This window comes from Bradyrhizobium jicamae (assembly GCF_001440395.1).
Taxonomy (GTDB): Bacteria; Pseudomonadota; Alphaproteobacteria; order Rhizobiales; family Xanthobacteraceae; genus Bradyrhizobium; species Bradyrhizobium jicamae.
Genome location: NZ_LLXZ01000176.1, coordinates 26,660 through 50,033 on the forward strand (window position 1 = coordinate 26,660; position 23,374 = coordinate 50,033).

Annotated in this window: 21 protein-coding genes; 7 read left to right on the top strand and 14 right to left on the bottom strand. The window is 62.7% G+C overall.

The window, feature by feature from the left end; genetic code table 11:
- Positions 1-31: 31 nt before the first annotated feature.
- Complete coding sequence (locus tag CQ12_RS29305; RefSeq protein WP_057838797.1) at positions 32-505, bottom strand: winged helix-turn-helix transcriptional regulator; 474 nt, start codon at positions 503-505, stop codon at positions 32-34.
- Positions 506-714: 209 nt separating this feature from the next.
- On the opposite strand from CQ12_RS29305, the gene CQ12_RS29310 reads away from it, so the two are divergent.
- The 4 genes from CQ12_RS29310 (at position 715) to CQ12_RS29325 (ending at position 5,060) form a co-directional block, all read left to right on the top strand.
- Complete coding sequence (locus CQ12_RS29310; protein WP_057838764.1) at positions 715-1,380, top strand: 2-hydroxychromene-2-carboxylate isomerase; 666 nt, start codon at positions 715-717, stop codon at positions 1,378-1,380.
- Positions 1,381-1,442: 62 nt separating this feature from the next.
- Positions 1,443-3,032, top strand: coding sequence for a class I adenylate-forming enzyme family protein (locus tag CQ12_RS29315; protein ID WP_057838765.1), 1,590 nt, complete (start codon positions 1,443-1,445; stop codon positions 3,030-3,032).
- A 45-nt stretch (positions 3,033-3,077) separates the two neighbouring features.
- Positions 3,078-3,815 carry an SDR family oxidoreductase gene (locus CQ12_RS29320; protein ID WP_057838766.1) on the top strand — a complete coding sequence of 246 codons (738 nt, stop codon included), beginning with the start codon at positions 3,078-3,080 and terminating at the stop codon, positions 3,813-3,815.
- Positions 3,816-3,866: 51 nt separating this feature from the next.
- Entirely contained in the window at positions 3,867-5,060 is a 1,194-nt protein-coding gene (locus CQ12_RS29325) for an ABC transporter substrate-binding protein (protein WP_057838767.1), read from the top strand.
- Here CQ12_RS29325 and CQ12_RS29330 read toward each other — a convergent pair.
- Complete coding sequence (locus tag CQ12_RS29330; protein ID WP_083519528.1) at positions 5,057-6,118, bottom strand: AraC family transcriptional regulator; 1,062 nt, start codon at positions 6,116-6,118, stop codon at positions 5,057-5,059. The genes CQ12_RS29325 and CQ12_RS29330 overlap by 4 nt on opposite strands.
- 153 nt (positions 6,119-6,271) lie before the next feature.
- Between CQ12_RS29330 and CQ12_RS29335 the strand changes: the two genes are divergently transcribed.
- Positions 6,272-6,808: a PAS domain-containing protein gene (locus CQ12_RS29335; RefSeq protein WP_057838768.1), complete on the top strand. Its 537-nt coding sequence runs from the start codon at positions 6,272-6,274 to the stop codon at positions 6,806-6,808.
- Positions 6,809-6,826: 18 nt separating this feature from the next.
- Here the strand turns inward: CQ12_RS29335 and CQ12_RS29340 are convergent, their stop codons facing one another.
- Positions 6,827-7,171 (bottom strand): hypothetical protein, encoded by a 345-nt coding sequence (locus CQ12_RS29340; RefSeq protein WP_063799837.1) that lies wholly within the window; start codon positions 7,169-7,171, stop codon positions 6,827-6,829.
- Between the two features lie 548 nt (positions 7,172-7,719).
- On the opposite strand from CQ12_RS29340, the gene CQ12_RS29345 reads away from it, so the two are divergent.
- Positions 7,720-8,523 carry a class I SAM-dependent methyltransferase gene (locus tag CQ12_RS29345; RefSeq protein ID WP_245310225.1) on the top strand — a complete coding sequence of 268 codons (804 nt, stop codon included), beginning with the start codon at positions 7,720-7,722 and terminating at the stop codon, positions 8,521-8,523.
- Positions 8,524-8,546: 23 nt separating this feature from the next.
- Here the strand turns inward: CQ12_RS29345 and CQ12_RS29350 are convergent, their stop codons facing one another.
- Genes CQ12_RS29350 through CQ12_RS29365 form a run of 4 tightly spaced genes read right to left on the bottom strand, consistent with a single transcriptional unit; the run spans position 8,547 to position 12,211 of the window.
- Positions 8,547-8,960 (bottom strand): hypothetical protein, encoded by a 414-nt coding sequence (locus CQ12_RS29350; protein WP_245310227.1) that lies wholly within the window; start codon positions 8,958-8,960, stop codon positions 8,547-8,549.
- Positions 8,957-10,132, bottom strand: coding sequence for a glycosyltransferase family 4 protein (locus CQ12_RS29355; RefSeq protein ID WP_083519529.1), 1,176 nt, complete (start codon positions 10,130-10,132; stop codon positions 8,957-8,959). Before CQ12_RS29355 ends, CQ12_RS29350 begins: the two co-directional genes overlap by 4 nt.
- 10 nt (positions 10,133-10,142) lie before the next feature.
- Positions 10,143-11,420, bottom strand: coding sequence for a glycosyltransferase (locus tag CQ12_RS29360; RefSeq protein ID WP_057838771.1), 1,278 nt, complete (start codon positions 11,418-11,420; stop codon positions 10,143-10,145).
- Positions 11,417-12,211: a WecB/TagA/CpsF family glycosyltransferase gene (locus CQ12_RS29365; RefSeq protein ID WP_057838772.1), complete on the bottom strand. Its 795-nt coding sequence runs from the start codon at positions 12,209-12,211 to the stop codon at positions 11,417-11,419. Before CQ12_RS29365 ends, CQ12_RS29360 begins: the two co-directional genes overlap by 4 nt.
- A 203-nt stretch (positions 12,212-12,414) precedes the next feature.
- On the opposite strand from CQ12_RS29365, the gene CQ12_RS29370 reads away from it, so the two are divergent.
- Positions 12,415-13,515, top strand: a complete 1,101-nt coding sequence (locus tag CQ12_RS29370) for an endo-1,4-beta-xylanase (protein WP_057838773.1) — start codon at positions 12,415-12,417, stop codon at positions 13,513-13,515.
- A 22-nt stretch (positions 13,516-13,537) separates the two neighbouring features.
- Here CQ12_RS29370 and CQ12_RS29375 read toward each other — a convergent pair whose 3' ends face one another.
- From CQ12_RS29375 to CQ12_RS29405, 7 genes are read right to left on the bottom strand one after another with little or no spacing between them, the layout of a single operon-like run.
- On the bottom strand, positions 13,538-14,977 hold the full coding sequence (locus CQ12_RS29375) for a lipopolysaccharide biosynthesis protein (protein ID WP_057838774.1): 1,440 nt from the start codon (positions 14,975-14,977) through the stop codon (positions 13,538-13,540).
- A gap of 3 nt (positions 14,978-14,980) precedes the next feature.
- Complete coding sequence (locus tag CQ12_RS29380) at positions 14,981-16,030, bottom strand: acyltransferase family protein (RefSeq protein ID WP_057838775.1); 1,050 nt, start codon at positions 16,028-16,030, stop codon at positions 14,981-14,983.
- The gene (locus tag CQ12_RS29385) at positions 16,027-17,124 is read right to left on the bottom strand and encodes an acyltransferase family protein (protein WP_057838776.1); all 1,098 of its coding nucleotides are present in this window, start codon (positions 17,122-17,124) and stop codon (positions 16,027-16,029) included. Before CQ12_RS29385 ends, CQ12_RS29380 begins: the two co-directional genes overlap by 4 nt.
- A complete protein-coding gene (locus tag CQ12_RS29390) occupies positions 17,117-18,190 on the bottom strand; it encodes a glycosyltransferase (protein WP_057838777.1) in 1,074 nt (357 codons plus the stop codon). The genes CQ12_RS29385 and CQ12_RS29390 overlap by 8 nt, the downstream gene beginning before the upstream one ends.
- Positions 18,191-18,208: 18 nt before the next feature.
- Positions 18,209-19,603 carry a VpsF family polysaccharide biosynthesis protein gene (locus tag CQ12_RS29395; protein ID WP_057838778.1) on the bottom strand — a complete coding sequence of 465 codons (1,395 nt, stop codon included), beginning with the start codon at positions 19,601-19,603 and terminating at the stop codon, positions 18,209-18,211.
- Between the two features lie 2 nt (positions 19,604-19,605).
- Positions 19,606-21,918, bottom strand: a complete 2,313-nt coding sequence (locus CQ12_RS29400; RefSeq protein WP_057838779.1) for an AAA family ATPase — start codon at positions 21,916-21,918, stop codon at positions 19,606-19,608.
- A complete protein-coding gene (locus CQ12_RS29405) occupies positions 21,899-23,269 on the bottom strand; it encodes an outer membrane beta-barrel protein (RefSeq protein ID WP_057838780.1) in 1,371 nt (456 codons plus the stop codon). Before CQ12_RS29405 ends, CQ12_RS29400 begins: the two co-directional genes overlap by 20 nt.
- Positions 23,270-23,374 lie beyond the last annotated feature (105 nt).

The window sequence follows — 23,374 nt, forward strand, 5'->3', positions numbered from 1 at the left end:
GAGGGCATCTACAAACCTAAAAACTACCCGTTCAGCTCGACGCCTGAGCAGTCTTCGCGGCTCCCGGCCCCGGATGGGTGTGGACTTGCTTGGCATGAACGGGTTCGCCGCATTCCGAACAGATCATCACGGGATCGAACAGTTTTCCGCAGTTCTTGTGCTGGTGCAGCAGCGGGCGGCCGCGCTCGTCCACCATGTGGGTGTCGCCCCAATGCACGATCGACATCACCACCGGATATAAATCGAGGCCGCGCTGCGTCAGGATGTATTCATAGCGCGCCGGGCTTTCCTGGTAGCGGGCGCGTCGCAGCACGCCGTAGCGGACGAACTTCTTCAGCCGGTCGGCCAGCAAATGCCGGGTAATGCCGAGCCTGGATTGAAATTCTTCGAAGCGGCGTACCCGCAGAAAACACTCGCGCAGGATCAAAAGGCTCCACCGGTCGCCAATGACCGCAACTGTGCGCGCCAGCGAGCATTGTTCTTCCTCAAGCGTGTCCCAGCGCATCGCGCTCTCCGGCATTGATCAATCGATACAATGGCATAGCACAATAAATTCTATATCGGAACTTATAAAATAGGCATCTGTTACAGCAATTCAGCCAACAGGAAGTAGCCTTCGGCTTGACAGTTCTTTTTTAGAACTATAGAAACCCATCTAGATCGAAACCCGGCCGGACGACCATGTCCGGCAAATTCGGGGCGAGGGAGGATCAAATGAACAGTGCCGGCGCGCTGAAGGTCCAGTTTCTGTTCGATTTCGGCAGCCCGAACGCCTATCTCGCGGCGCGCCTCATCCCTGATATCGAGCGGCGCACGGGCACAAAGTTCGACTACGTGCCGGTGCTGCTCGGTGGCATCTACAAGCTCACCGGCAACAGCTCGCCCGCCGATTACCTCAAGGGCGTCAGGAACAAGCCCGATTACATGGCGCTGGAGACCGAACGCTTCCTCAGGCGTCACGGCATCACCAACTACCGGCGCAACCCATTCTTCCCGGTGAACACACTGCAATTGATGCGTGGCGCCATCGCTGCGCAGGCCGAGGGTATCTTCTGGCCGTATTTCCAGGCGGTCTATCATCACATGTGGGAGGAGCCCAAGAAGATGGACGACCTCGACGTGATGCTGGAGGCGCTGGCCTCATCGGGGATCGACGCCAACAGGATTGTCGCGAGGTCGCAGGATCCCGCCGTCAAGAACAGGCTGGCGGCGTTGACGCAGGACGCCGTCGATCGCGGCGCTTTCGGCTCACCGACTTTCTTCGTCAACGACGAGATGTTCTTCGGCAAGGACCAGCTTCGTGACGTGGAGGAGGAGATCCTGGCGCAGCAGCGCGTAACTGAGACTGCCGGCTCGTCCAAGAGCCGCCGCGCGTCCTGATTCAGCTTACCGGGTTCGAAGGCCAACAAGGACCAAACGGTTCGTCATCGAGGGAGGCCATCGTGGAGACTGTTCTCGACAACATCAGCGTGAACGATCTGATCGAGGGCCTGCCTTCGAGGGTGCACGATGTCTATGCCAGGTTTGCGCTGGAAACGCCTGAACATCCTGCATTTGTCGAAGCCGGACGCTCGTGGAGCTACCGGCAATTCTCGGAGGCGGTGGAGGCGGTCGCGCGCGATCTGCGGGAATTGCAGGTCAGGGCCGGCGACCGGGTGATGGTCGCGAGCGAAAACAGCGTTGCCCTCGGCGCAATCCTGTTTGCCATCGGCAAGCTCGACGCCTGGGCGATTGCCGTCAATCCGCGCCTGAGCGCGCGCGAACTCGAACAGATCCGGTCCCACAGCGGCGCCCGCCGGGTGCTGTTCAATTCGTCACTCTCCAGCGAGGCTACCGATCATGCCGCGCGCAGCGGCGCGGCCACGGGTTCGATCGGGCCGTTCGGCGGCATCGGCGTCGGGCCGCTGAACGAGGAGGCGCGGGCTGAGCCCGTCGAAGCCGATGCCGCGCGTCAGGTCGCGGCGCTGATGTACACCTCGGGCACGACGGGTGCGCCGAAAGGCGTGATGCTCAGCCACCGTAACCTGTTGGTCGCGGCGAAAACGTCCGGCGTGCTGCGGAAGACCGGTCCCGCCGACCGGATCTATGGCGTGCTGCCGATGTCGCACATCGTCGGCTACTCGATCCTCCTGATCTCGACCCTGATGCACGGCGCGACGCTGCATGTCGTCTCGAAGGCCGATCCTGCCGCGCTGGCGGAAGCGATCGCGAAGGACGGGATCACGACGCTTTACGGCGTGCCTGCGACCTATCAGCGCCTGCTCGAATACAAGGCCGTGAAGAGCATATCGCGCCTCGATCGCGGCCGGTTGCGGATGATGTGCGTGGCGGGCGCGCCGCTCGATCTGACGCTGAAAGGCCGGATGGAGGATGAGTTCGGCATTCCCCTGCTCAACGGTTACGGGATCACGGAATGCTCGCCGGGCCTTGCCGGCGTGCGCGAGAACCGGCCTGCCCACGACGAGACCGTGGGACCGATCCTGCCGGGTGTCGAACATCGGATCGTCGACAGGAACGGTCACGAAGTCCCGGCCGGCAGCGTCGGCGAGTTGCATGTCCGGGGGCCCAACGTGATGCTCGGATACTATCGCTCTCCCGAGCAGACGCGCGCCGCCATCGATGCCGATGGCTGGTTCAATACCGGCGATCTGGCTCGCATCAACGGCGAGGGTGACCTCTACATCGTGGGTCGCACCAAGGAGCTGATCATCCGCTCCGGGTTCAACGTCTATCCCGCCGAGGTCGAGGCCGTGCTCAATGCGCACGAACTCGTGGTGCAGTCGGCCGTCGTCGGACGCAACGCCGAGGGCAACGAGGAGGTGGTCGCGTTCGTCCAGCTTCTGCCGGGGGCGAAGATCGGCGTGGAGGAGCTCAAATCCTATTCGGCAGGGCTCCTGACCTCGTACAAGCGGCCGAGCGAGATTGTGATCCTCGATGCATTGCCCGCGGCGTCGACCGGCAAGATCCTGAAACACAAGCTGCGGGAAGTGGCAAACGGGAGCAAGATCGACCCGGCGACGGCCGCCGGCTGATGCATAAGGCGCCGCGCCGTTCGGGTAGACAACAGGAGATAATCAATGGCCAAGAGAAACGCGACCGCGGCGATCATCGGTGCGGGAGACTATATCGGCGCCGAGATCGCCAAGAAGTTCGCTGCCGAGGGTTTTACGATCTTCGCCGGCCGCCGCAACGGCGACAAGCTCGCGCCGTTGGTCGACGAGGTTCAGGCCAGCGGCGGCAAGATTTTCGCGCGCTCGCTCGACGCCCGCAAGGAAGAGGAGATCACCGCTTTCCTGAGCGATGCCGACAAGGAAGCGCCGCTCGAAGTCTGCATCTTCAATGTCGGCGCCAACGTCAACTTCCCGATCCTCGATACGACTGAAAGGGTCTTTCGCAAGGTCTGGGAGATGGCCTGCTATTCGGGCTTCCTGGCCGGCCGCGAAGCTGCGCGCCTGATGCTGCCGCGCGGCCAGGGCAACATCTTCTTCACCGGCGCGACGGCCAGCCTGCGCGGCGGGCGCGGCTATGCGGCCTTTGCCAGCGCCAAGTTCGGGTTGCGCGCGGTGGCGCAGGCGATGGCGCGCGAACTTGGGCCGAAAAATATCCACGTCGGCCACCTGATCATCGATTCCGGCGTCGACACCGAATGGGTTCGGCAACGGCGCATCGAGGCCCATGGCCCGGACGCGCTGAATGACCCCGACGCCCTGATGCCACCCGCGTCGGTCGCAAACGCTTACTGGAGCCTCTACGAGCAGCCGCGCAGCGCCTGGACGTTCGAAATGGAGATCCGGCCCTTCAAGGAGACGTGGTGAACCGCGCCTGCTTGCACGCGGCGCGCATTTGACAACAAGGGGGAGGGAAGCATGATAAGGAAAGCCGCCGTTGCGGCTGCGTTGACGCTCGCGTTCGCGGCTGCGCCGGCCAATGCCGAAACCGTCGGTGTCACCGCCACCGAGATCAAGATCGGCGGAACGTTTCCGTTCAGCGGTCCTGCTTCGGCGCTCAGCAATACCGCCAAGGGCCTGATCGCCTACATCACCTCCATCAACGAGCGTGGCGGCATCAACGGTCGCAAGATCAACTACATCAGCTACGACGATGCCTACAGTTCGCCGAAGACCGTCGAACAGACCAGGAAACTGGTCGAGAGCGACGAGGTCGCGTTCCTGTTCGGTCCACTGGGTACGCCCGGCATCAGCGCGACGATCAAATACGTCAATTCCAAAAAGATCCCGCATCTCTTCGTGGTCAGCGGCGTCACCAAGTTTTCGAATTTTTCCGACTATCCGATGACCACCACCGGCCTGCCCAGCTACCGGACCGAGGGCACGATCTACGCCCGCTACATCACGCGGACCGCCCCCAATGCGAGGATTGCGATCCTCTATCAGAACGACGATTTGGGTAAGGATTTTGTCGCGGCCTTCAAGGAGCATTTGAAGGGCGACTACGACAAGAAGGTGATTGCCTCGTCGTATGAGGTCACCGAACCCACGATCGATTCCCAGGTCGTCACGCTCAAGGCGTCAGGAGCGGAAGCGTTTCTGCTTGCGGGCACACCGAAGTTTGCCGCCCAGGCGATCAGGAAGGCCGATGAAATCGGCTGGAAGCCGCTCTTCCTCATCAATCTGGTTTCCACTTCCGTGTCGTCCACCATCGTGCCCGCGGGGCCCGAGAAGGCCAAAGGCATTATCGCCGCCACGATGCTCAAGGATGCGAACGACAGGAAATGGGCTGATGACCCCGGCATGAAATGGTATCGCGCTCACTTCGAGAAATATCTGCCGGGCGCGGATGTCGGCGACGCCAATTATCTGTTCGGAACCCAGCAGGGCCAGATCCTCGAACAGGTGCTGAAGCAATGCGGCGATGATCTTTCGCGCGAGAACGTCATGAAGCAGGCGCGCAGCATCCGCGGGCTTTCGCTTCCGACGCTGATTCCGGGAATCGCCGTCAGTACCGGACCTGACAACAGCATGGCTTACACGCAGTTGCAGCTTCAGCGCTGGACCGGAACTTCGTGGGAGCAGTTCGGTGACGTCTTGAGCGCTGACTAGACCCGGACCGCGGACGACGAGCAGGAAGGCTTTTTGAAGCGCAATTGTCGCGGCGTCGTTCCCGTCCAACGCTTGAAGGCATGGGTAAAGGTGCTCACCTCCCGGTATCCCAGAAGCCACGCGATCTGTGAGATCGTCAGTTCGCCGTGCGTGAGGTATGCTTTGGCCAGCTCCATGCGATACTGATCCAGCAGTGCCGAGAAGGTCAGGCCTTCGGCTGCAAGCGCACGCGCGAGTGTACGACGGCTCATGCCAAGTTCTCGGGCAATTGCCGTCGCACGTGCTTTTCCGTGAGGAAGCAGCGGCGCAATTGCTTTCTCCACCCGTGAGCGAATGGTTACCCTGGCTGGTGCTTTACCGGTGAGCGCCTCGTCTGCGTACTTCACGAGGAGCTCGTGAAGATGGCGATCGGCGCTTACGACCGGAAGCGAGCTCACAATTCCGGGAAAAATGATTTCGTTGGCGTCCGATGCAAACTCGACATCGCATCCCAGAAACGTGCGGAATTCGACCGGTGGTGCGGGGCGGTGATGCCTGACCTTGAACCGGCGTGGTGCCAATCGGGTGTCGGTGAGTTGCCGGCACATGCGAACCAGCGCAAACAGCCAAAATTCCATCTGCTGCGCGCCCGATCCGGGCTCAACTCCGGCGCAGTCGAGAGCGATCGCAGTCTTCTGGTCCAGATCGATGCGGAGCTGGATGCCGTCGTTGACGATTCGAGTGTATCGTTCGGCATCGCGCAAGGCGTCGGCAAGCGTGCTGGAAGACGACGGTATGTAGTAAGCCAGACCAATTTCGCGAAATTCGAAATCCTGCATCATTCGAAAGCCGAACAGGTCGTCGTTGAGTTGTTCGGCGGCGATTTCGAGAATTCGGGCTTGAACCCTGACCTCGATACGGGCGGCCGTGTCATCGATCTGCTCTGCCCTCAGTCCTGCTTTCGACAGGAGAGGAGCGAGCGGAATCCCGGCTGCGCGCAACTTCGCACAAGCAAGCCGTGCTGCGCCTCCACTTGTGCTCGGTATCGCATGTAACGGTGACTGTCCGGGAGCGCCCATGGGAAGATACCTCGTTGTGCCATCCAGGGGAGGGCGGGTCGTCGAGGCCGTCTGGCACCAAATCCCAAATCGTTGGCGCAACATAGCAAGATATTGCCGGCATTGTCTCCTAAATGCATCCAGGGGTCGGATGATCAATTCCCGATCCGTCGGGTGGGCTCAACAGCAAGGTTCGACTTTCCTAAAGTGTTTGAGAAACTTAACGATCATCTCCGTTTTCTGGAGAATCGCCTGAACATCGGAATCTGCCGCGTCGATTTGTCCGAGAGGCGGATGGTCTGGTCCGACGGCATTTACGATCTGTTCGATCATGACCGCAGCGTTCAGCCTTCCCGGGACGCCCTCCTTCAACGGATGCACCCCGCAGATCGGAAGGATCGGGAGGTAGTCAATGTTGCGCTGCAAAGGCGAATATCCTTCGACGACAGGTTTCGCGTCATCCTGAGGGATCGCCGCATTCGCTGGATGCGCGCCAGCGGCGAATTTCTGTTCGACGAGAACGGCACCCCGGACGCGCTGCTGGTGCTGATGACGGACGTAACGGCGGAGCAAACCCAGCGGGATGTCATGATCGCTGCAGATGCTGCGCGTCGTCCCGGCCACGCCGCCGTCATGGATACCGGTCATCAAGCATCGGATATGCTGACCGGCGTAGCGTCCCTGATAGCACAGCGTCTGCTCTTCATCTGACCGCATTGACGCTTCGGCTCAGGCGTGATCGGGGCCGACGGTTACGACCATGACGCCATCGATCTTGATCAGGAACGCCATCGTCGGTTGATCGGATGCCGGCGCCCGTTCGGCTGCATGCCGGAATGCAGCGATCTCCTCTTGCGCTGCTGCCCGGGGGCTGAGTGTTGAGCCCGGCGTGCAGACGGGAATACCATCCGAAGTGAGCGCGCTCAGATCGGCCCGCAGGTCGGCGTCGCGACAGATTTCCTGCGCCTCGGCGAGGTCGTTCGCTTCGAACGCCAGCGTTGGCCTTCGATCGATGTCGAGAACAAAAACCTGAAGCGGGCCGGATCCATCCGGTCGCTGTTCGCGGACTGACACCAGCAACTCCTCGATCAATTAGGTGGCAAGCCGGGCCGGCGGATCAAGATTTCCGGAAGGGGCGGAATTGTCAAATCCCCAATCGCTGCGTCATCAATGCCGGGTTACGAACGGCGGTGACCAGCTGGCTGTGTGAAGCGGGCCATTGAAACGCAGTTCGAGAAATCCTAAACTTGCTCGAAACAGCGGGGCGGCTCGTGCGTTGCATTCCTGCCAGCCCCACATGGGGCGTCTGGCCAGCTTGCCGCGACATCCGAATTGCAATGCAAATTGTTCCCGACCCCGCATTGTTGCGCTGTCATCGCGTTCGAAATAGCATCGATCGCAAGTCAGGAACGGGCAGGGCAGAAAAATGAATACGAGGTCCTTCTTTGCAGCTTTCTGCCGTCGATCATTCGGTAGCGAATACGGAACCCGCGCACTGGAAGCAACGTCTTCGCTGCCCTCACTGTTCGGCGGCGCTGCGGAACGTTTGGTCACAGCCGTCCTGTTCGAACCGCGCCTGCGATTATAGCAGGGCTGGATTTCCGGTTGCCGGCGCACAGCCGGTGCTGATCGATTTTGCCGCCAGCATTTTTGAGCGCAGGATGTATGAGGCCGAGAGCGGCTCGGCGCTGCAGCGGGACGTCAGCCGCCGTTCCCTCGGATCACGTCTGCATCGCTTTACCTTCGGCGGCAATCCGGTTGCGGTTTCCAACAGCGCAAAATTCATCGAGCTGTTGAAGCGGGAGTCGCGGCGGCCGGTTGTGCTCGTGATCGGAGGCGGGACGATCGGTCTGGGCGCAGACGCACTCTACCGCGACGATTCCATCGAGCTCGTCGGCACCGACGTCTACGCCTCGCCGCATACCGCGCTGGTGGCCGACGCCCACAGTCTGCCGTTCGAAGACGGCGTGTTCGACGGCGTCTGGGTGCAGGCGGTGCTGGAACATGTGCTGGAACCCGCAACGGTCGTTGCCGAGTTGCACCGGGTGTTGCGCGCCGAAGGCCTGGTCTATGCGGAGACGCCGTTCATGCAGCAGGTGCATGAGCAGGCCTATGACTTCTCGCGTTTCACCCAGAGCGGCCACCGCTGGTTGTTCAGGCGATTCTTGGAAGTGAGCGCCGGGCCGGTCGGCGGCGCCGGTGTGGCGCTTGAATGGTCGATCCGCTACTTCGTGCGCGCGCTCGGCGCGGGCAACAAGCTGTCGCGGCTGATCGTGCTGCCGTTCTTCTGGATCAGGTATCTCGATGCATTCGGCCGAGGCCGGGCCGCCGCAGACGCCGCCAGCGGCTTCTTCTTTCTCGGGCGCAGGGCCGAACGGGCAATGGATCCGCACGCCATGCCGGATTATTACAATCGACAGAAATGAGCGTAGACGGTTGACGGGCTGCCCTACGAAATGCCCTTGATCTTCTTGCATGGCGTCGACGAGGTCGACGACATCCGTGCGACGTCGGTTACAGAGCGGATCGAAAGTTTTTCCTTGCGGGTGATGAAGCGCAGGACGCCGTGTGGATAGGTGTCGCAGAACTGCGCCAGCGTCGAGGCGGTTGCCGGAACGCTGTCCTGCTTGGGGATCACCGCGATGCCGCCGTCCTTCAAGATGTACGCATCCTTCACGTTGGGCATGGCTGTCGTTGCGATGCAGATCCTGAACAGGTCATTATAGGCCTGCGGCGTCAGGGCCTGGTCACCGCCGGGCGTTGCCATCAGATACTCGCGGCTCTTGCGGCAGTTCTCGTTGTCCGCCCGCGCCGCACCGGTCGCGAGCACCAGCAGCATCGCGGCCGCGACCCATAGCCTCATGCCGTCCTTCCCATGACATGGTTCGCAGATGCCCGCTTGCCGGCATAGGCCAGGCCGTACGTTGTCGCCGCGCATCGTTCCCATGAAAGGGCGCGGGCATGGGCGGATGCGCCAGCCGCGAGAATGGCGCGCAGACCCCGGTCCGCGGCCAGCTCTGCGATCGCCGGCGATATGCCCTCCACCGACGGCGGCACGAGAATGCCGGTCTCGTCAGCCAGCACGGCGTCAGCCACCCCGCCGACGTCGGTCGCGACGCTCGGCAGGCCGGCGGCTCCGGCTTCGAGATAGACCAATCCAAATCCCTCCACCCGACCGCTCGCATCGGGCGTCCCCGTCAGGCAGAAGAAATCGGAAGCTCCGTAGAGATCGCGGATGTCCTCGTTCGATTGGGACCCAAGGAAACGAATGTCGCATTCCGCCTCGCCGGCGGCGCGTCGCAGACCGTCGACACAATCGGTTTCGCCGTCCGGCCCGACCACGAGCCAGGTGATACGCTGGCGCAGTTCGTCCGGAAGCCGTGACAGTGCAGCCATGGTCAGGTGATGCCCCTTGCGGCGCGTGATGCGCGCGACCGTGATCATCACCACGCGGTCTTCGGGCAGGCGATGGGCCAGGCGAATCTCCCGACGCGTTCGTCGTCCGCCGAACCAGAATTCCGATACGCCGAGATTGATCGCGCTGATGCGGCGCGGGTCAACGGCAAACCGTTCGCGGAACAGCGTCTCGGTAAAGCGGCTGTTGGCGACGACCTCCGTCCGCGGCCCGAATACGCCTGCGCCGCGGATCGCCATGCGCTTCAGCGTCGTCTGCGTTTCGTTGATCTCGGTGCCATGCACCGTCATCAATACCCGCGCGGGCGTTCGCCATCTGGAAAGCGCGAGCGGGATGAAAAACGGCCAATCGGCGGCATGGACCACGTCATATCGGTCGCCGCGGACGCCGCGGCGCGCCAGCATGATCTTGCGCGGCAGGTCGCGCATGGAATGAAGACCGCCGCGAAAGCGAACCACCTCGAAGGGCAGGGAGCGGTCGTCCGTGTGCTGCGCGTAGTCCGGCGCCATCACGGTGACCTCAGCGCCGAGCCGGCTGGCGGCCGCGGCAATCTCGCGGGCGTAGGTCCCAATTCCACCCATCGCGGGAGCGAACTCGCTGGTCAACAGAAGGATGTTCAAGCCGGCGCCCTCAATAGGTCGGCGCCGCAGCGGCAAGTCCGCGCGCATCCTGAATTTCATGATGATAGCGGAAGACCCGCGCGAGCTGGGTGCCAGGCGTGAACGCCATGATGGTGTCGGCGACCTGCACCGGGTTCATCGCACCCATCTCGATGGCATCCCTGATATCGACGAACCGCTGAACCAGCTCATCAATCATCTCGTCGCGGTTGTCGCTCCGTGGCACGAGATAGCCGCTGAAGCCGGGCCGGATCACGGATTCGAGCTGCGGCAGGTGCATGGCGACGACGGGCCGGCCGACCGCCAGGGTTTCGAGCACGCAGCGCGGCATGCCCTCGAACTCGGAGGTCAGGATACCGGCATGCGCGCTCGCTAGCGTCTCCGCCATGCCGGCGGCATCCTTGAAGCCGTGGCGCACGGTGATGTCCTCGATCGCGGCGAACTCTTCGAACCGGTGCGGGTCACTGGTGCCGATATAGTGAAACCTGACATCGCCGTTCAATCGTTGTCGCAAGCGGTCGATGGTGCGAAACATCAGCGGCGGATCCTTGAACTCGTCAAGCCTGCCGGCGAACACGATCTGGAACGGCGAAGCGTTCAGCGGCCAGACCTGCGGCTTGAAGATATCGGTGTTGACCCAGGTCCAGAGCGTGTCGATCTTGTCCTTGCGCCGCGGATAGGTCTGCTGCAGCCGTTCGGTGATGAACGGATTGACGCAGAGAAACTTCTCGCTCATGGCGACAGCAAACCGCTCGCCGGTGTTGTGGACGAAGGAATATTTCCGCAGAAGCGAATCCATCTGCAGCTTCGGCGCACCCTCGCCGTGAAGCATCTGCACGAAGGGACGCCGCAGGATCGCCGGCAGCCAGGAGAATTCCACCCGTCGCAGATCGATCGAGCATCGTCTCGCACGGATCAGTTTCGCAATCGGCCGGAAATGACGCAGCAGCGCCATGAAGAATTGCCCGGTCAGCGAGCTGCGGATGCTGCGGGCCGCTTCGCGGGCTTGCTGGTCCGAATAATGCAGAATGGGCAGGAAGTCGAAACCGCGGCCGCGGAACGTCAGCCGGTGAAGCTGCCCGAGCTCCAGCTCGCCCGTCGAGTCGACGCCGATGAAGAGGATATCGGTGTCGACGGGATGAAAGGTGATGAAGTCGCGGATGTATGTTTCGAGGCCGCCGACCTTTTGGCCGCGCGGATCGAACGGATGAATCAGACAGATCTGGTAACGTGGCTTGATCCGGTTGGCATTTCGCGCGCGTAGCGCCAGGGTCAATGTTGAAGTCATGCCGCTTTCCTCATGCGTGCCTGGACGATCTGCGGAATGGTTCGCGCCACGAGCCGCGGAACCACCGTCATGCATTTGACATAGCGGGGACCGAGCCGACGCGGCTCACGCAGCATGCGCCACGCCCATTCCAGCCCGGTTCTGCGCGCGATGGATGGCGCGCGGTCCTGCGTGCCGGCGATGAAATCGAGCGCGGCCCCGATGCACAGCACGCCGGTTCCATTCAGTTCGTCGAGGCATCGCGCCGCGAACAGTTCCTGACGCGGCGCGCCCAGCGCGACGAAGCAGAGTTTCGCGCCAGAAGCACGAATGCTTTCGATTGCAGCGTCTGCCTCACTGGAATAGGGATCGAAGCCCGATCCCGGCGCAAAGTATCCGGCGATCTGCAATCCCTGGAATCGTTCCACAAGGCGACGCGCTGTCACTTCCAGCGTGAGTTCGTTGGCGCCGAACAGAAAGACCGGGAGCCCCTTCTTGCGGGCTTCCGCGCAAACCGGTTCGACAAGATCAGCGCCGGTCGTACGCTCAATGCGCGTTCCCAAGAGACGGCTCAGTACGACGATGGGGAACCCGTCGGCTGTCACAAATCTGGCGCGGCGATAGGCGGCACGAAAATTGGCATGCTGCTGCAACTGCACGACATGATCGAGATTGAGCGTGCAGACGCTGAAGTTGTCGCCATGTTGCGCGGCCGACACGATCGAGGACACAGCTTCCGGAAGCGAGGGAACATTGATCGTGATGCCATCGACAGTGAGACGCGGCTGCAACTGCGCTGGTGGTTCCGACATGTCGATCTCCTGCTGATGATGTGATCGAGAGACGCAAGTGGCGGGGGACTCATCGACATGCGCATCGCAACTGGAACTGCGCGCCGAATTTTTTCTCGACCGGCATTCGTCACGAAATCGAACTAATGCGACGCAACGATGGCGATGCCGCGTTGCGAACGAAGAGACATGGCGGCGAAGCGTTCACATGATGGAGATCAGCTATGCAGCAGTGGTCGAGGCGAAATGCGCTCGCTCTCATCGCAGGAGCAGGTGTTGCTTCTTACGGGAAGGACGCACTCGCCGCGCAGTCAGCGCAGAGTCTCGGCGCCATTGCGGCTCGTAACGGCATTGTGTTCGGCGCGGCTGCAGGACCGGTGATCGAGAAAGATATTGCCTATCGCGAGCTGTATCAGACGCAGACGCGCATCGTGACGACTGATATCGCGATGAAGATGGGAACCATCGCGCCGCAACCGGGGCCGAAGCGATTCGATAGCGCCGACCGTCTGCTGAAATTCTGTGCAAGCAACAACATTCCGATGCGCGGTCATTGCCTGATCTGGAACGAATGGGTTCCGCAGTGGATCAAGAGCATGAGCAGCGCCGAGCGCGAGAAGTTCTTTGATTCCTATATCGAGGAGGTGGCCGCCCGCTATGTCGGCAAGCTGCATTCTTGGGACGTCGTCAACGAACCGTTCTGGCCAGGGCACAAGGCGCCCGGCGGCTATCGGCTTGGCCCGTGGTACGACACGTTCGGAACCGGCTACGTGCGCCGCGCCTTCGAACGCGTGGCGATGGTCGACCGCAAGACAAAGCTGGTTCTCAACGAGGCGCAGAGCGAGCGCGACGACGATGTCGGGCTCACGGTTCGCAAAGGCCTGCTGCAACTGGTCGACGAACTGAAGCATGCCGGCGTGCCGCTGCATGCCGTCGGACTGCAAAGTCACCTGCAGCCGCGCTATCCGCATGATCCCGGCCGCTTTGCCGAATTTTTGCACGCGCTCGCCGAACGTGGCGTCGATATCTACCTGACCGAATTCGACGTGCGCGACGACACCTTTCCGGACGACATCGCGGCGCGCGACGCCATGATTGCGGAGACGGCCGAGAAGTACCTGAACAACGCGCTGCGGGTTCCGGCGGTCAAGATGGTGATCGCGTGGGAACTGGCCGATAACTACTCGTTCTATACCGATGCGGCGAAGAAGAAGGACCCTCTCGCGCAGCGGCTGCCACGACCCCTGCCGTTCGATTCGTCGATGCAGAAGAAGCAGCTGTGGTATGCGATGGCGCGCGCGTTCGAGAATACCAGGAAGTCGTAGCCGCCGACCATTTTCGGTGCGTTCACGCCCGCGAATGCTGAGGGCGTGGGCGGAGCATCCGCACCAGTGACGGCGCGTAGAGCAGAGCCAGCGCGCCGAAATAGGCGGCGGCGCCTGCTGCGACATGTGCCGCCAACACGGCAAGGCTGCGGGCTTCCGGGAAGATCCGCAGCAAGGCGGCCATCGCAATCGTCGCCAATGCGATGCGCAGGAGATGGCTGATCGGAAGGCGCAGGCCGAATTTGGAGAAGCCGATCGAAAAGCTCACGATGGCAGCGGCCAGCGCCGCCAGCACCGTGGCGGCGGCGACGCCGGTCAATCCCCAACGCGGCAGGAACAGGGCACTCAGCACCACGGTCGTCGACGCATCGATCGCGGCAATCGCCATCATCCAGCGCGTGCGATTCTGCAGGAGAAACACCTGGTCGCCGAAATGGGCGCGCAGGTTGCGGATAGCGCCGGCGAGTGTCGAGAGCGGCAGGATCGCGAGCGTCACCGCCTGGAACGGCGCTGCGATCAGGAGATGAACGATCTCCGTTCGCAGCATGATGATGCCGGCAAGGCTCGGCGCCAGGATGGCGACAAGAAGCGCGCTGTTGGTGGCAAGCTGGCGCATACCAGCCTGGTTGCCGCCCTGCTCAATGCTCCTCACTGCCAGCGGGAACGCGGCCGCGGTCACCAGCATGGCCGCGACCGCAGCGGCCCGCTGGCCGAGTCCATAACCGACCGCGAACAATCCGGCGGCGGCCACGCCCGAGAATTGACTGATGATGAAGCGCGACGCATTGAGGCCGACCCAGCCGAGCGCGCCGCCGACGATCAGGGGAAGGCCATAGCGCAGGGCGTGGACCACGATCTCCCGGTCGATCGGCCACAAGCGATGGCTCCAGCCGATCCAGGGCAGGACGATGATGGCCGCAATGAGTTGCGCCAGCGCGTAGCCGGCCAGCGGCCATTCCGGCGATTGGCCGATCAGCTTGATCAGCAACAGGCCCACGATGAACCCGACGGATGGTCCGAATACCTGCTGGATCGTGTAGACCCGAATCTGCTGGCGCGCGCGGGCGCGTTCACCGATGTAGAGGTTGAGCGAGCGGGTGATCACATAGGCGATGGTGGCGAGCAGAAGGCCCGTTCCGGCGCCGGGCGCGATGACCAGAAGCAGAATTCCGACCACGGCTGCGCTTTGCAGAACGACGGACGCGAGCAGCACCGCGTTTTCGGTGCGATAGAAGCGGGGCCCGTCGCCCGCGTCCTGGTAGCGTCCGAGGAAACGCAGTGCATATTGCGACCACCAGGCGAGGAAGCCGATCTGCAGCAATTCATGCGTGGCCGTGATCAGCGTGATGACGCCGAGCGTGTGTTCGTCGACGACATGCGTCCACACGATCATCGCCAGAAGCTGGAACAACGGTCCGACGAATTGCGCGGGCAGATAGAGCAGGGTGTGCTTGAGGAGCATCGCTTAAGCCCCCAACCAGCGGCAGATTCGGGGTGAGGCCAGTTGCCTCACCGTCAACAGTGCGGCGGTGCTGACAAGAGCGGTCACGCTACAGGTAACGGCAAAGCCGGCGATACCGCCGAGCTGGCGCAGCCCGGCGTGATCGCGCAGCGCCATGACGACGAAGATATGCCAGAGATAGATGAAGTAGCTGCCCGAGCCGATCCACCCGAGCAGCGGCGATTTCGGCTGGATGGCGAGCAGTGAAATGCAGAACAGGGCTGCGTAGAGGAAGAAGGCGAGCGAATCGTAAGTGGCGGCATCGCCCAGGTTGAAAATGCGCACCGCGGCATAGAGCGCGTACGCCGCCAGCATGGCGCCAAGCAGCAAGCGGTGCACCCCCCGATCAGTCAGATCTGCGAACATCGCGGTCAATGCGCCAAGCGCGACGAACGAGAACCAGAACGGAATGTCGCGCGTGCGAACTTCGTCGAGCAATGCTTCCGAGGTACCGAGCCTGGACATGGCCGGGTCGAGATAACTGCCGGCCAGCAATCCGCAACCGATCGACAGTATCAGTAGCGTCGCGATGCGTTGCCTTGAAGCGGGTCCATCCCCGCCGGCCCCAAAGACGAGCCACAGGCCGATCGTGCAGCACACATAGACGAAGACGTAATAGTAGACGAACACGTATCCGAGTGCGAACCGGGCGAGCGTCGTGCTGATACGGTGGTCCATCGCTGGATTATGCAGCGCCATGTAGGCATAGGCGGCAACGAACGCGATCGCGTAGGGGATCAAGGCCGCCCTCAACCGCTTCGCGAGCGGCACGCGGCTGGAGAGCGCCGTCAGGTATCCGGACGCGAACAGAAACACCGGCACGCAGGGTCGCAGCGCCGCGTCGAGCGACTTCGCCCAGACGGCGTCGAGCGGTTGCGGCAGCGAATGAATTCCGATCACCATCAGAATGGCGATGCCGCGCATGGCGTCGACGACGCTGTCACGGGCTCTCGCCGGCGCTTGCGGGACGCTCAGGGATGCCGGACTTGCCGATATGCGCTCGACAACCGTCATCGTGCGCTCTCCTGCCGCGATGCCGTGGGCCTGATGGCGCGGCGGTCGTAAGCCTCCGTCAGATATCGCCGCAGCGGCGTTTCGAACGTGCGCAGCGAGACGACACTCGCGATGGCGAGAACGACGATCGCCACCGGTGCCAGAACCAGTCGTTCATGTGGCGACAGGGAAAGCAGCCGCGATCCGAAAGTGATGATGACGGTCGCAACCGGAATGTGCAGCATGTAGCAGGAATAGGTCAGCGGCGACCAGCGATCGAAGCGGAGCCGCGACAGCAATGTATCGCGCCCGGCGCAGTCCGCCTGAACGGCCAGCAGCGCGATGGCGTAGATCGCGAGCAGCGCGGTCATCGTCGGCAGCCATGAACCAAGCACGATAAACGCCGCCAGTGACGCGGCCAGCGCGCCCGGAATCACGGGCCAACGCGCGATCCGGTCGCGGAACAGGTAGCAGGCGACGCCGAGGCTGAAGGCCGGCAGCGCCCGGAAGGCGCCGCCCTGGTTGATCCAGTCGGCCCACGGCGTCGTTCCAGCGGCCACCACCCAAAGGGAGTTGGCGAGCGCAGCGAGGACCACGAGCGCGATGACCGCCCCTTTGCGGTGCTGCGCGACCAGAGCGACGGCCGGGAACAGCAGATAGCAGAACATTTCCGCCGAGAGCGACCAACTCGGGAAGTTGAACGTCAGGCGTTCGCCGATGAAGGCGTGAAGCAGCAGGAACTGCGCGGGCAGGTCGGAAAGTGGATAGCGGGCGGGGTTGTCCGTCCGGGCCGCGCCGAAATGAAGCGCGCCGGCAAGGGCCACATAGAAGGCGAGGGTAGCGAGATGCAGCGGGTAGATGCGGGCGAGGCGGCGCCAGAGGAAGCGACCGATCGATGCGGCATCGTCGACGCGGCCGAAATACTGTCGTGCGATGACAAAGCCGGAGACCACAAGGAACAGATCCACGAACAGGTTGAAATGCCAGGTGTAGGCGACCATGAAGCGGCCGGCGGGCACGTCCTTGAAGTAATCGGAATAGTGCAGGATCACCACGGCGCCGGCCGCAATGATCCGTAACCCGTCCTGGTGCCTCGTGGCGCTGGTATCATGCAAGGCGGCGGTACTCCGGAGCAGCGTTTCCCTCGAGATGAGCGAGACGGGCGATCAGGCTGATGACATTCTCGCGGTCGCCGCGGGCCAGATCGTTCCAGCGCGCCAGATTTCTAGCAGCGTCAGCCACGTATCGGGCGCGCCAATTCTCGTGCCAGAGCGCAGCCCCGATGCGCGTGGCGGCGGAAGCGGGATCGGCGGTATCGATGTAGATGCCGGACTCGCCGAGCACCTCGCGGAAGATCGCGGCGTCGGGGGCGACGATCGGCAGGCCGGCATACTGCGCCTCCAGCAGCGGCAATCCCAGGCCTTCGTCATGCGACGTGCAGATGAAGAGGTCGGCGGCATCAAGCAGTTGATTGACCCGCTCGGCGGACTGGTATCCGTGCAGCGTGACGCCCGGCTGCTGCTCGAGCGCTTGCCAGTCGCTACCCCACCCCGGCCGTCCGACGATATCCAGCGTGGCGTCCGGGAATCCTTGCATCCGCAACGCATCGAGGACTTTCGCCGCCGCGGCAAAATTCTTGCGCGGCTCCACCGTCCCCAGCGCGATCAGCCGAAGCGGTTGGGGCTCCGCGCTTCGTTCGCTGCGTTGCCCCGGATCGAGGCCGAATACGTTGCGGACCGCGGGCCGATAGAGCGTCACCTCGGCATCCGATCGGCAATGCGCGGCGAGCTTGCGCCTCGTGTCGCCGGAGTTTGCGAGAAAGCGCGGATAGTGGCGCAGCGCGAGCTTGAAGGGGCCGGCCATGTAGAGCCGCGCACGCATATTCAGCTCGGCGCGCCGCGTGATCAGGAAGTCGTCGTGGATATAGGGCAGCACCCGCGAGGCAAACGGCCGCAGCAGCGGGCTCGGCGGAAAGCCGGGGCAGAGCAGGATGGAGGATGAAGCGGCGAGCCGCATCGGCAGCCCCAGCGTCTGAGTCGTCAGCATCTGGCGAAGACCTTGCGCCCGCACCGGAACGACGTCGAGCGGCGCAAGCGCCTTGGCGGAGAACAGCTCCAGCGTAATGCGCTCCAGGCCGGTGACGTGGCGTCCGAGATGGGTATTGTCGATATAGATGGCCATGCGTAGAGAATCCTGAAGTTATGCCGCAACGGACCGGTAGGTGACGTGCGGGCGAATTTGCGAGGGCGCAGTAACGCGCCGCGGCTCGCGCGGCAGCAGCATCAAGATGAGGATCACGAACTGCGCGAGCTGAATGTTCTTCGACGAGAAGCTCACTGAGCTCGCCGCGATGATGACGATCAGCAGCATGATCGCCCATGCCGCCGGGCTCGAACGGCGCAGCAATTCGACGAAAAAGCACACCAGTCCGATCGTCAGAAGGGTGGTATGGATGAGGCCGAACTGAACGACGGATGAAATCCAGAAGTTCTCGATGCCGTAGTTGAGGCCGAGCTGCGACTGCAGCGCGTTCACCCGGACCGGCTTGGGGCCGAGGATCAGTTCATTCCAGTCGAAATGCGAGAGCAGGCTGAAGGTGGCATAGCGCGCCAGTGTGCTGCCCTTGTCGGATGAGAAGCGCAGCAGCATCTTGTCGAAAATGCCGAGGTCGAGTGCGGCGAATACGATGGCTCCGGCCGCAAACAGCACGCAGATGGCGAGAATGGCCGCGGGAAGCTGCGTTCGCTTGCCGCGCATCAGGCGGAGCGCCTCAAAGCCGCCGAGCAGTCCGATGATCGCCAGCACCGTGACCAGCGAGGTTCGGCCGCCGAACGCCATCAGCGATGCCAGGCAGAATGCGATCAAGGGCAACCGCAGCAGAATCGGCGGACAGATTGCCGGGCGAAGCACCAGCGTGAGCACGTAGGCGCCGACGATGCCGGATGCCGTCAGCGGATGGCCGAGCAGCGCGGCAGAGCGCCATTCTCCCATCACCACGACATCGCCGAGCGTCAGCGGGATCAGCCGATGGCCGGAGAAATACTCATTGTATCCGAGCACGACATTCAGCAGGATCGTGAAATGAATGGCCCAGACCAGCGGGCGCCGTTGCGCCGACGACAACTGCCACATCACTATCGCAATCAGGATCGGCAGCAGGAAGGTGTCGATGATCACCGTGAACGGGCGTTCGAGCACGATCACCTGGACCAGCAGAAACAGCCAGCACAGCAGATACGCCAGCAGCAGCTTCGATTCGGAAAACATCCGGTTGAGCTCGCCGACCGGGCCGCGGCTGCGCATGCACAGCAGGGAGAACGCAAGCACCGTGAAATAGGTCGCCGGATGCAGCTTTTCGTAAAAGTTTCCGCCCGCTGTCAGATAGTGGATCTTCCAGTTGGTCAGGACGGAGGACGAGAGCGTGAAGGTTGCAATGACGGCGAGCAGCATCAAGCCGGTCGCGATCCGTTCGATGAACGCATCGGCACGCGTGGCGCGCGCGGATGTATGGGAACCCGCTCGCACCGCCTCCAATACAGGGGGGCGGCGGCGCATGTGCGCGACGCCGGCCGGTCCGTTCAACGGTCCGCGCATTCTCACCGCGCCGCTCCGACTTTCAGGCTCGCGGCGCCGTACGGCTTCAGATAGGCCGAGCTGCGGTAATAGTCGTAGAACTGCAGGCGGCTGAGATCGACGCGGGTCAGCACCGTCCCCATGATCCGGTCACTGACCGGGGACAGCAGATCCATGGCATGCGACAGCACTTCGCCGGGGGTCTGGTCCCACGCCGCTGCCACAACGATGCGATCGGCGAGCTCAGCGAGCGCGCGGCCATCGACGAGGGGCACCAGCGGCGGCGAGTCGATCACGATCAATTCGTACCGGTGGCGGAAGTAGTCGAGCACATCGACGATCCGGTCGGAGAACATCAGCTCCGTGATGTACTCGACCTGCTGGATCTTGGTTGACGGCAGCACAGACAGTCCGGTGCTGTGATCCACCAGCACGGCGTGCTCCGGCGCGGCCTGGCCGATCGCGACTTCCAGCAGTCCGGCATCGGCGCGGGGACAAAGTGCGCGGGTCACTTGCGGGTTGCGGAGGTCGCCATCGATGAGCAGCGTTCGGATGCCGAGCGTGGCCAGCGACTGCGCCAGGTTGATGGCCAGCGTGGTCTTGCCTTCGCTGTCGAGCGCGGAGGTGACCTGCACGACTTTCACCGGCTGCGAACGCATCGTCCGTTGCAGCGCCAGCCGAACGGCCCTTATCGCTTCTGCGAAGAACGTGCCGGGCTCGTCGATCGCGTAGCGTGTCAGGGGCGGCTGCAGCGGCGCCGGCAGCAGCTTGGTGGTCTTCGGATCATAGCGGCCGAGTTCCTTTCGTCCGCGCCGGGCGAGACCAGCGAGCTCGCGCGAGCCGATCAAGGGGACCGCGGCGAGGGCCGGCACGCCCGCAATGGCTTCGGCCCGTTCGAGTGTTTTCACACGATCGTCGAGATAGTCGGCAAGGAACGCCAGCACGCTGCCGGCGCCGAGGCCGAGCATGATGGCGAGGCCGAGGATCAGCATTGTCTTGGGCGACGATGGCCTGATCGGAATGCTGGCCTTGGTCACGATCCGCGAATCCGGCATCTCCAGGCTCTCTTGCGCGGTCGTCTCCTTGGAGCGTGCGAGATAGGACTCATACTGCGTGCGGTTGGCCTCGGCCTCGCGCTGCAGCTCGCGCAAGCGCACCTGGGCCTGCCCTGAGGACGTGGAGACACCCTGGAGCTGGTCGAGGCTCTGCTGCAGCGACGCTTCCCTCGAACGCGCGACGTCGTAATCGTGCTTCGTGCTCTCCAGTATTCGCTTTATTTCCTCGTTGATGAGCTTTTGCGTGTCGCGCCGCTGCGCCCGGACATTGGCGACGGAGGGATGACGCGCGCCATACTTGCTCGAGAGTTCGGCTTCGTTCTTGGCGATGTCGGCGTACTGGGTCCGCAGTTTTGTGATCATTTCCGAGGAAATCGCTGCGTTGATGCCGCCGGGGTCGCCGCCCGATTTCGCGATATCCTGGACCTGCTCGTATTTTGCTCGCGCTTCCGCCGTTTGTGCGCGGGCGGCGATCAGCTTGCCGTTGAGGTCGGTGATCTGCTGGTCGTTGAGCGTCACGCCTTGCGACACCATCAGATTGTTGGCGGAACGAAAATCCTCGACCGCCTTTTCCGACGCGACGACTCTCGACTTCAAATCGTCGATCTGCCCATTGAGCCAGGTCGCGGCTATCCGCGTGGCGTCGTATTTGGCGCGAACCTGTTCGTCGAAATATGCGTCTGCAATCGCGTTGGCGATGGTGGCGGCCTTTTGCGGCGATCGCGAACTGACAGCGATGTCGACGAGGAAAGTGGTTCCCTGGCGCGTCACTTTCATCCGCTTCTGAAGGATATCGACCGATCGCGACTTGGCGGCTTCCTCCGGGTTGGCGCCGTCGCTCGGCCCGCTGCTGCGGAAGAGGTTCTTGATCGGATCGAGCAGGCCGGGTTTCGGCGTGAACTCCTCGTCTTCCGTCAGCTTCAGCTTGCCGACGACGCGCGTCAGGATGGCGACCGACTGGATCAGCAGCGTCTGGCTTTCGATCGTCGCGTCGTCGGTGCCGAAGTTCGACAGCACCGACTGGTTGGTCTCGACCACGTTGGCGCGGCGCGGATCGACCAGCACGGTCGAGGTTGCCGTATATAAAGTCGTCGCGAACAGCAGATAGACCGTTGCCAGGCCGAGCAGGGCGATCGCCGGGAACGCCACCATGCGGTAGCGGCGGCGCAGGATACGACCCATCTCGCGCAGATCGACAGTCGGATACTGCGGGCTCTCGGCCGGACGGACCGGAGGCTCGTCGGCGATCACAAAGGGCAGGTCAGAATTGCGCTGTAACATTCATTCCCACCAGGTGTTTGTCGAAGGTGAAGACCGGAACGTCGCTGTCGCGCTTGGTGTAGCGGTAGTAGGCGGAAACGGCCGCGAAACGGTTGACGAGATATTTGACGCGCGTGTCTGACGTCAGCACGTTGTCCTTGCGGAGCTGGCCGAAGAATTTGTCGTTCTCGTAACCGCCCGCGAGCGACACGATGACGTTGCGCCGCAGTTCGTAGTCGAGACCGAGCTGAACCGCATTCGCCAGCACGCCGGTGGCGCTGGTGTCGGTGGTCTGGGTGACGAGCTGTTCGGCATTGAAGTGCACGTCGAGCAGGCGCGTCGGCCGCCATGTCAGCCGCGCGCGATAGGAGGGGCCCTCGATGTTGCCGATCGACGGATCGTCGAAACGCTGCTGGACGTAACCCGCGCCGAACTCGCCGGTGACCAGATTACTTAAGCCGACAGTGATGCCGGACAGCGCGCGATAGCCCTGCGAGTCCAGGGTGTGGCCCGGTGTTCCCCTGATGTCGCGCTGATTGCCTTCCACGCCGCCGAACCAGCCGAGCGTGGAAGAGATCGCATAGTCGATCCGGCTGTGCAGCGAATAGACCTGTCCGTCGCGGCTATCCTGATTGATGACGGTGCCGTCTTGCGCGCGCGTCGAACCGTAGTCGTAGGAATCGGTGCGGAAGCCGACCGACGTCGTCAGCCGGTTGAATTCCTTGCGCAGCGTGACGTCGCCGGACATCAGATTGTATGGCGTCGGCGATATGGCGTTGGCAGGCGAGGTGAGCGTGCCGACGCCCTCGTTCAGATGCGCGATCTGAAAGCTGCCCAGCAGCATCGTGTCTTTCGTAATATCCAACCAGCCGTTGCCCTTCAGGCTGCCATTGGTCTGGTTCAGGCTCGAATTCTGGCTATAGTTCGTCTGCTGCGCGTCCAGCTTCAGATCGACGCCATGCCGTCCCCACAAGGAGTGCGCGCGTAGGGTCGGCTCGACCACCGCTGCGATGTCGGAACGTTGGTTGGTGTTCGAGGCAAAGACGTTGCTGTCGTAGAAAGTGCCGGCGGTTAGCGACGGGTTGAACATCCAGGAGCCGGAGCGAATGCCGACGGGTTCATAGCCGGGTTGTTGTCGCTTCTTCACCGGCATGTCCTCGGGCGGTATCTCTTCGCGGGTTTCCGGATCGGTCCTGTCCGGGAGCGATGACGGCTCAAAGATTTTCGTCGCGTTCCAGGGCGAAGCGAATTCCCCGCTGGTCCACGGAATGGCCTGTGCATTCGCCGACGAGCCAAGGCCAAGCAAGATGGCAGCCGCCGGCGCGGGCAACAGGCTGATGCGGTTCAGGTCGAGCAGGCGTATCGAACGCAATCGTTCCCCGCTTCTTCCAGACGCATTCAACGATGCAGATGCAGATTCCAGTCCCATCACCCATCCCTTGCGGGAACGCGAAGGCGGCGAACACATATTGGGCGA

Bases quoted from the DNA above. Each gene is read 5' to 3' on its own strand.
- CQ12_RS29305 (WP_057838797.1), bottom strand. From the start codon at position 505: ATGCGCTGGGACACGCTTGAGGAAGAACAATGCTCGCTGGCGCGCACA.
- CQ12_RS29310 (WP_057838764.1), top strand. From the start codon at position 715: ATGAACAGTGCCGGCGCGCTGAAGGTCCAGTTTCTGTTCGATTTCGGC.
- CQ12_RS29320 (WP_057838766.1), top strand. From the start codon at position 3,078: ATGGCCAAGAGAAACGCGACCGCGGCGATCATCGGTGCGGGAGACTAT.
- CQ12_RS29325 (WP_057838767.1), top strand. From the start codon at position 3,867: ATGATAAGGAAAGCCGCCGTTGCGGCTGCGTTGACGCTCGCGTTCGCG.
- CQ12_RS29330 (WP_083519528.1), bottom strand. From the start codon at position 6,118: ATGGGCGCTCCCGGACAGTCACCGTTACATGCGATACCGAGCACAAGT.
- CQ12_RS29350 (WP_245310227.1), bottom strand. From the start codon at position 8,960: ATGAGGCTATGGGTCGCGGCCGCGATGCTGCTGGTGCTCGCGACCGGT.
- CQ12_RS29360 (WP_057838771.1), bottom strand. From the start codon at position 11,420: ATGACTTCAACATTGACCCTGGCGCTACGCGCGCGAAATGCCAACCGG.
- CQ12_RS29365 (WP_057838772.1), bottom strand. From the start codon at position 12,211: ATGTCGGAACCACCAGCGCAGTTGCAGCCGCGTCTCACTGTCGATGGC.
- CQ12_RS29370 (WP_057838773.1), top strand. From the start codon at position 12,415: ATGCAGCAGTGGTCGAGGCGAAATGCGCTCGCTCTCATCGCAGGAGCA.
- CQ12_RS29375 (WP_057838774.1), bottom strand. From the start codon at position 14,977: ATGCTCCTCAAGCACACCCTGCTCTATCTGCCCGCGCAATTCGTCGGA.
- CQ12_RS29380 (WP_057838775.1), bottom strand. From the start codon at position 16,030: ATGACGGTTGTCGAGCGCATATCGGCAAGTCCGGCATCCCTGAGCGTC.
- CQ12_RS29390 (WP_057838777.1), bottom strand. From the start codon at position 18,190: ATGGCCATCTATATCGACAATACCCATCTCGGACGCCACGTCACCGGC.
- CQ12_RS29395 (WP_057838778.1), bottom strand. From the start codon at position 19,603: ATGCGCGGACCGTTGAACGGACCGGCCGGCGTCGCGCACATGCGCCGC.
- CQ12_RS29400 (WP_057838779.1), bottom strand. From the start codon at position 21,918: ATGTTACAGCGCAATTCTGACCTGCCCTTTGTGATCGCCGACGAGCCT.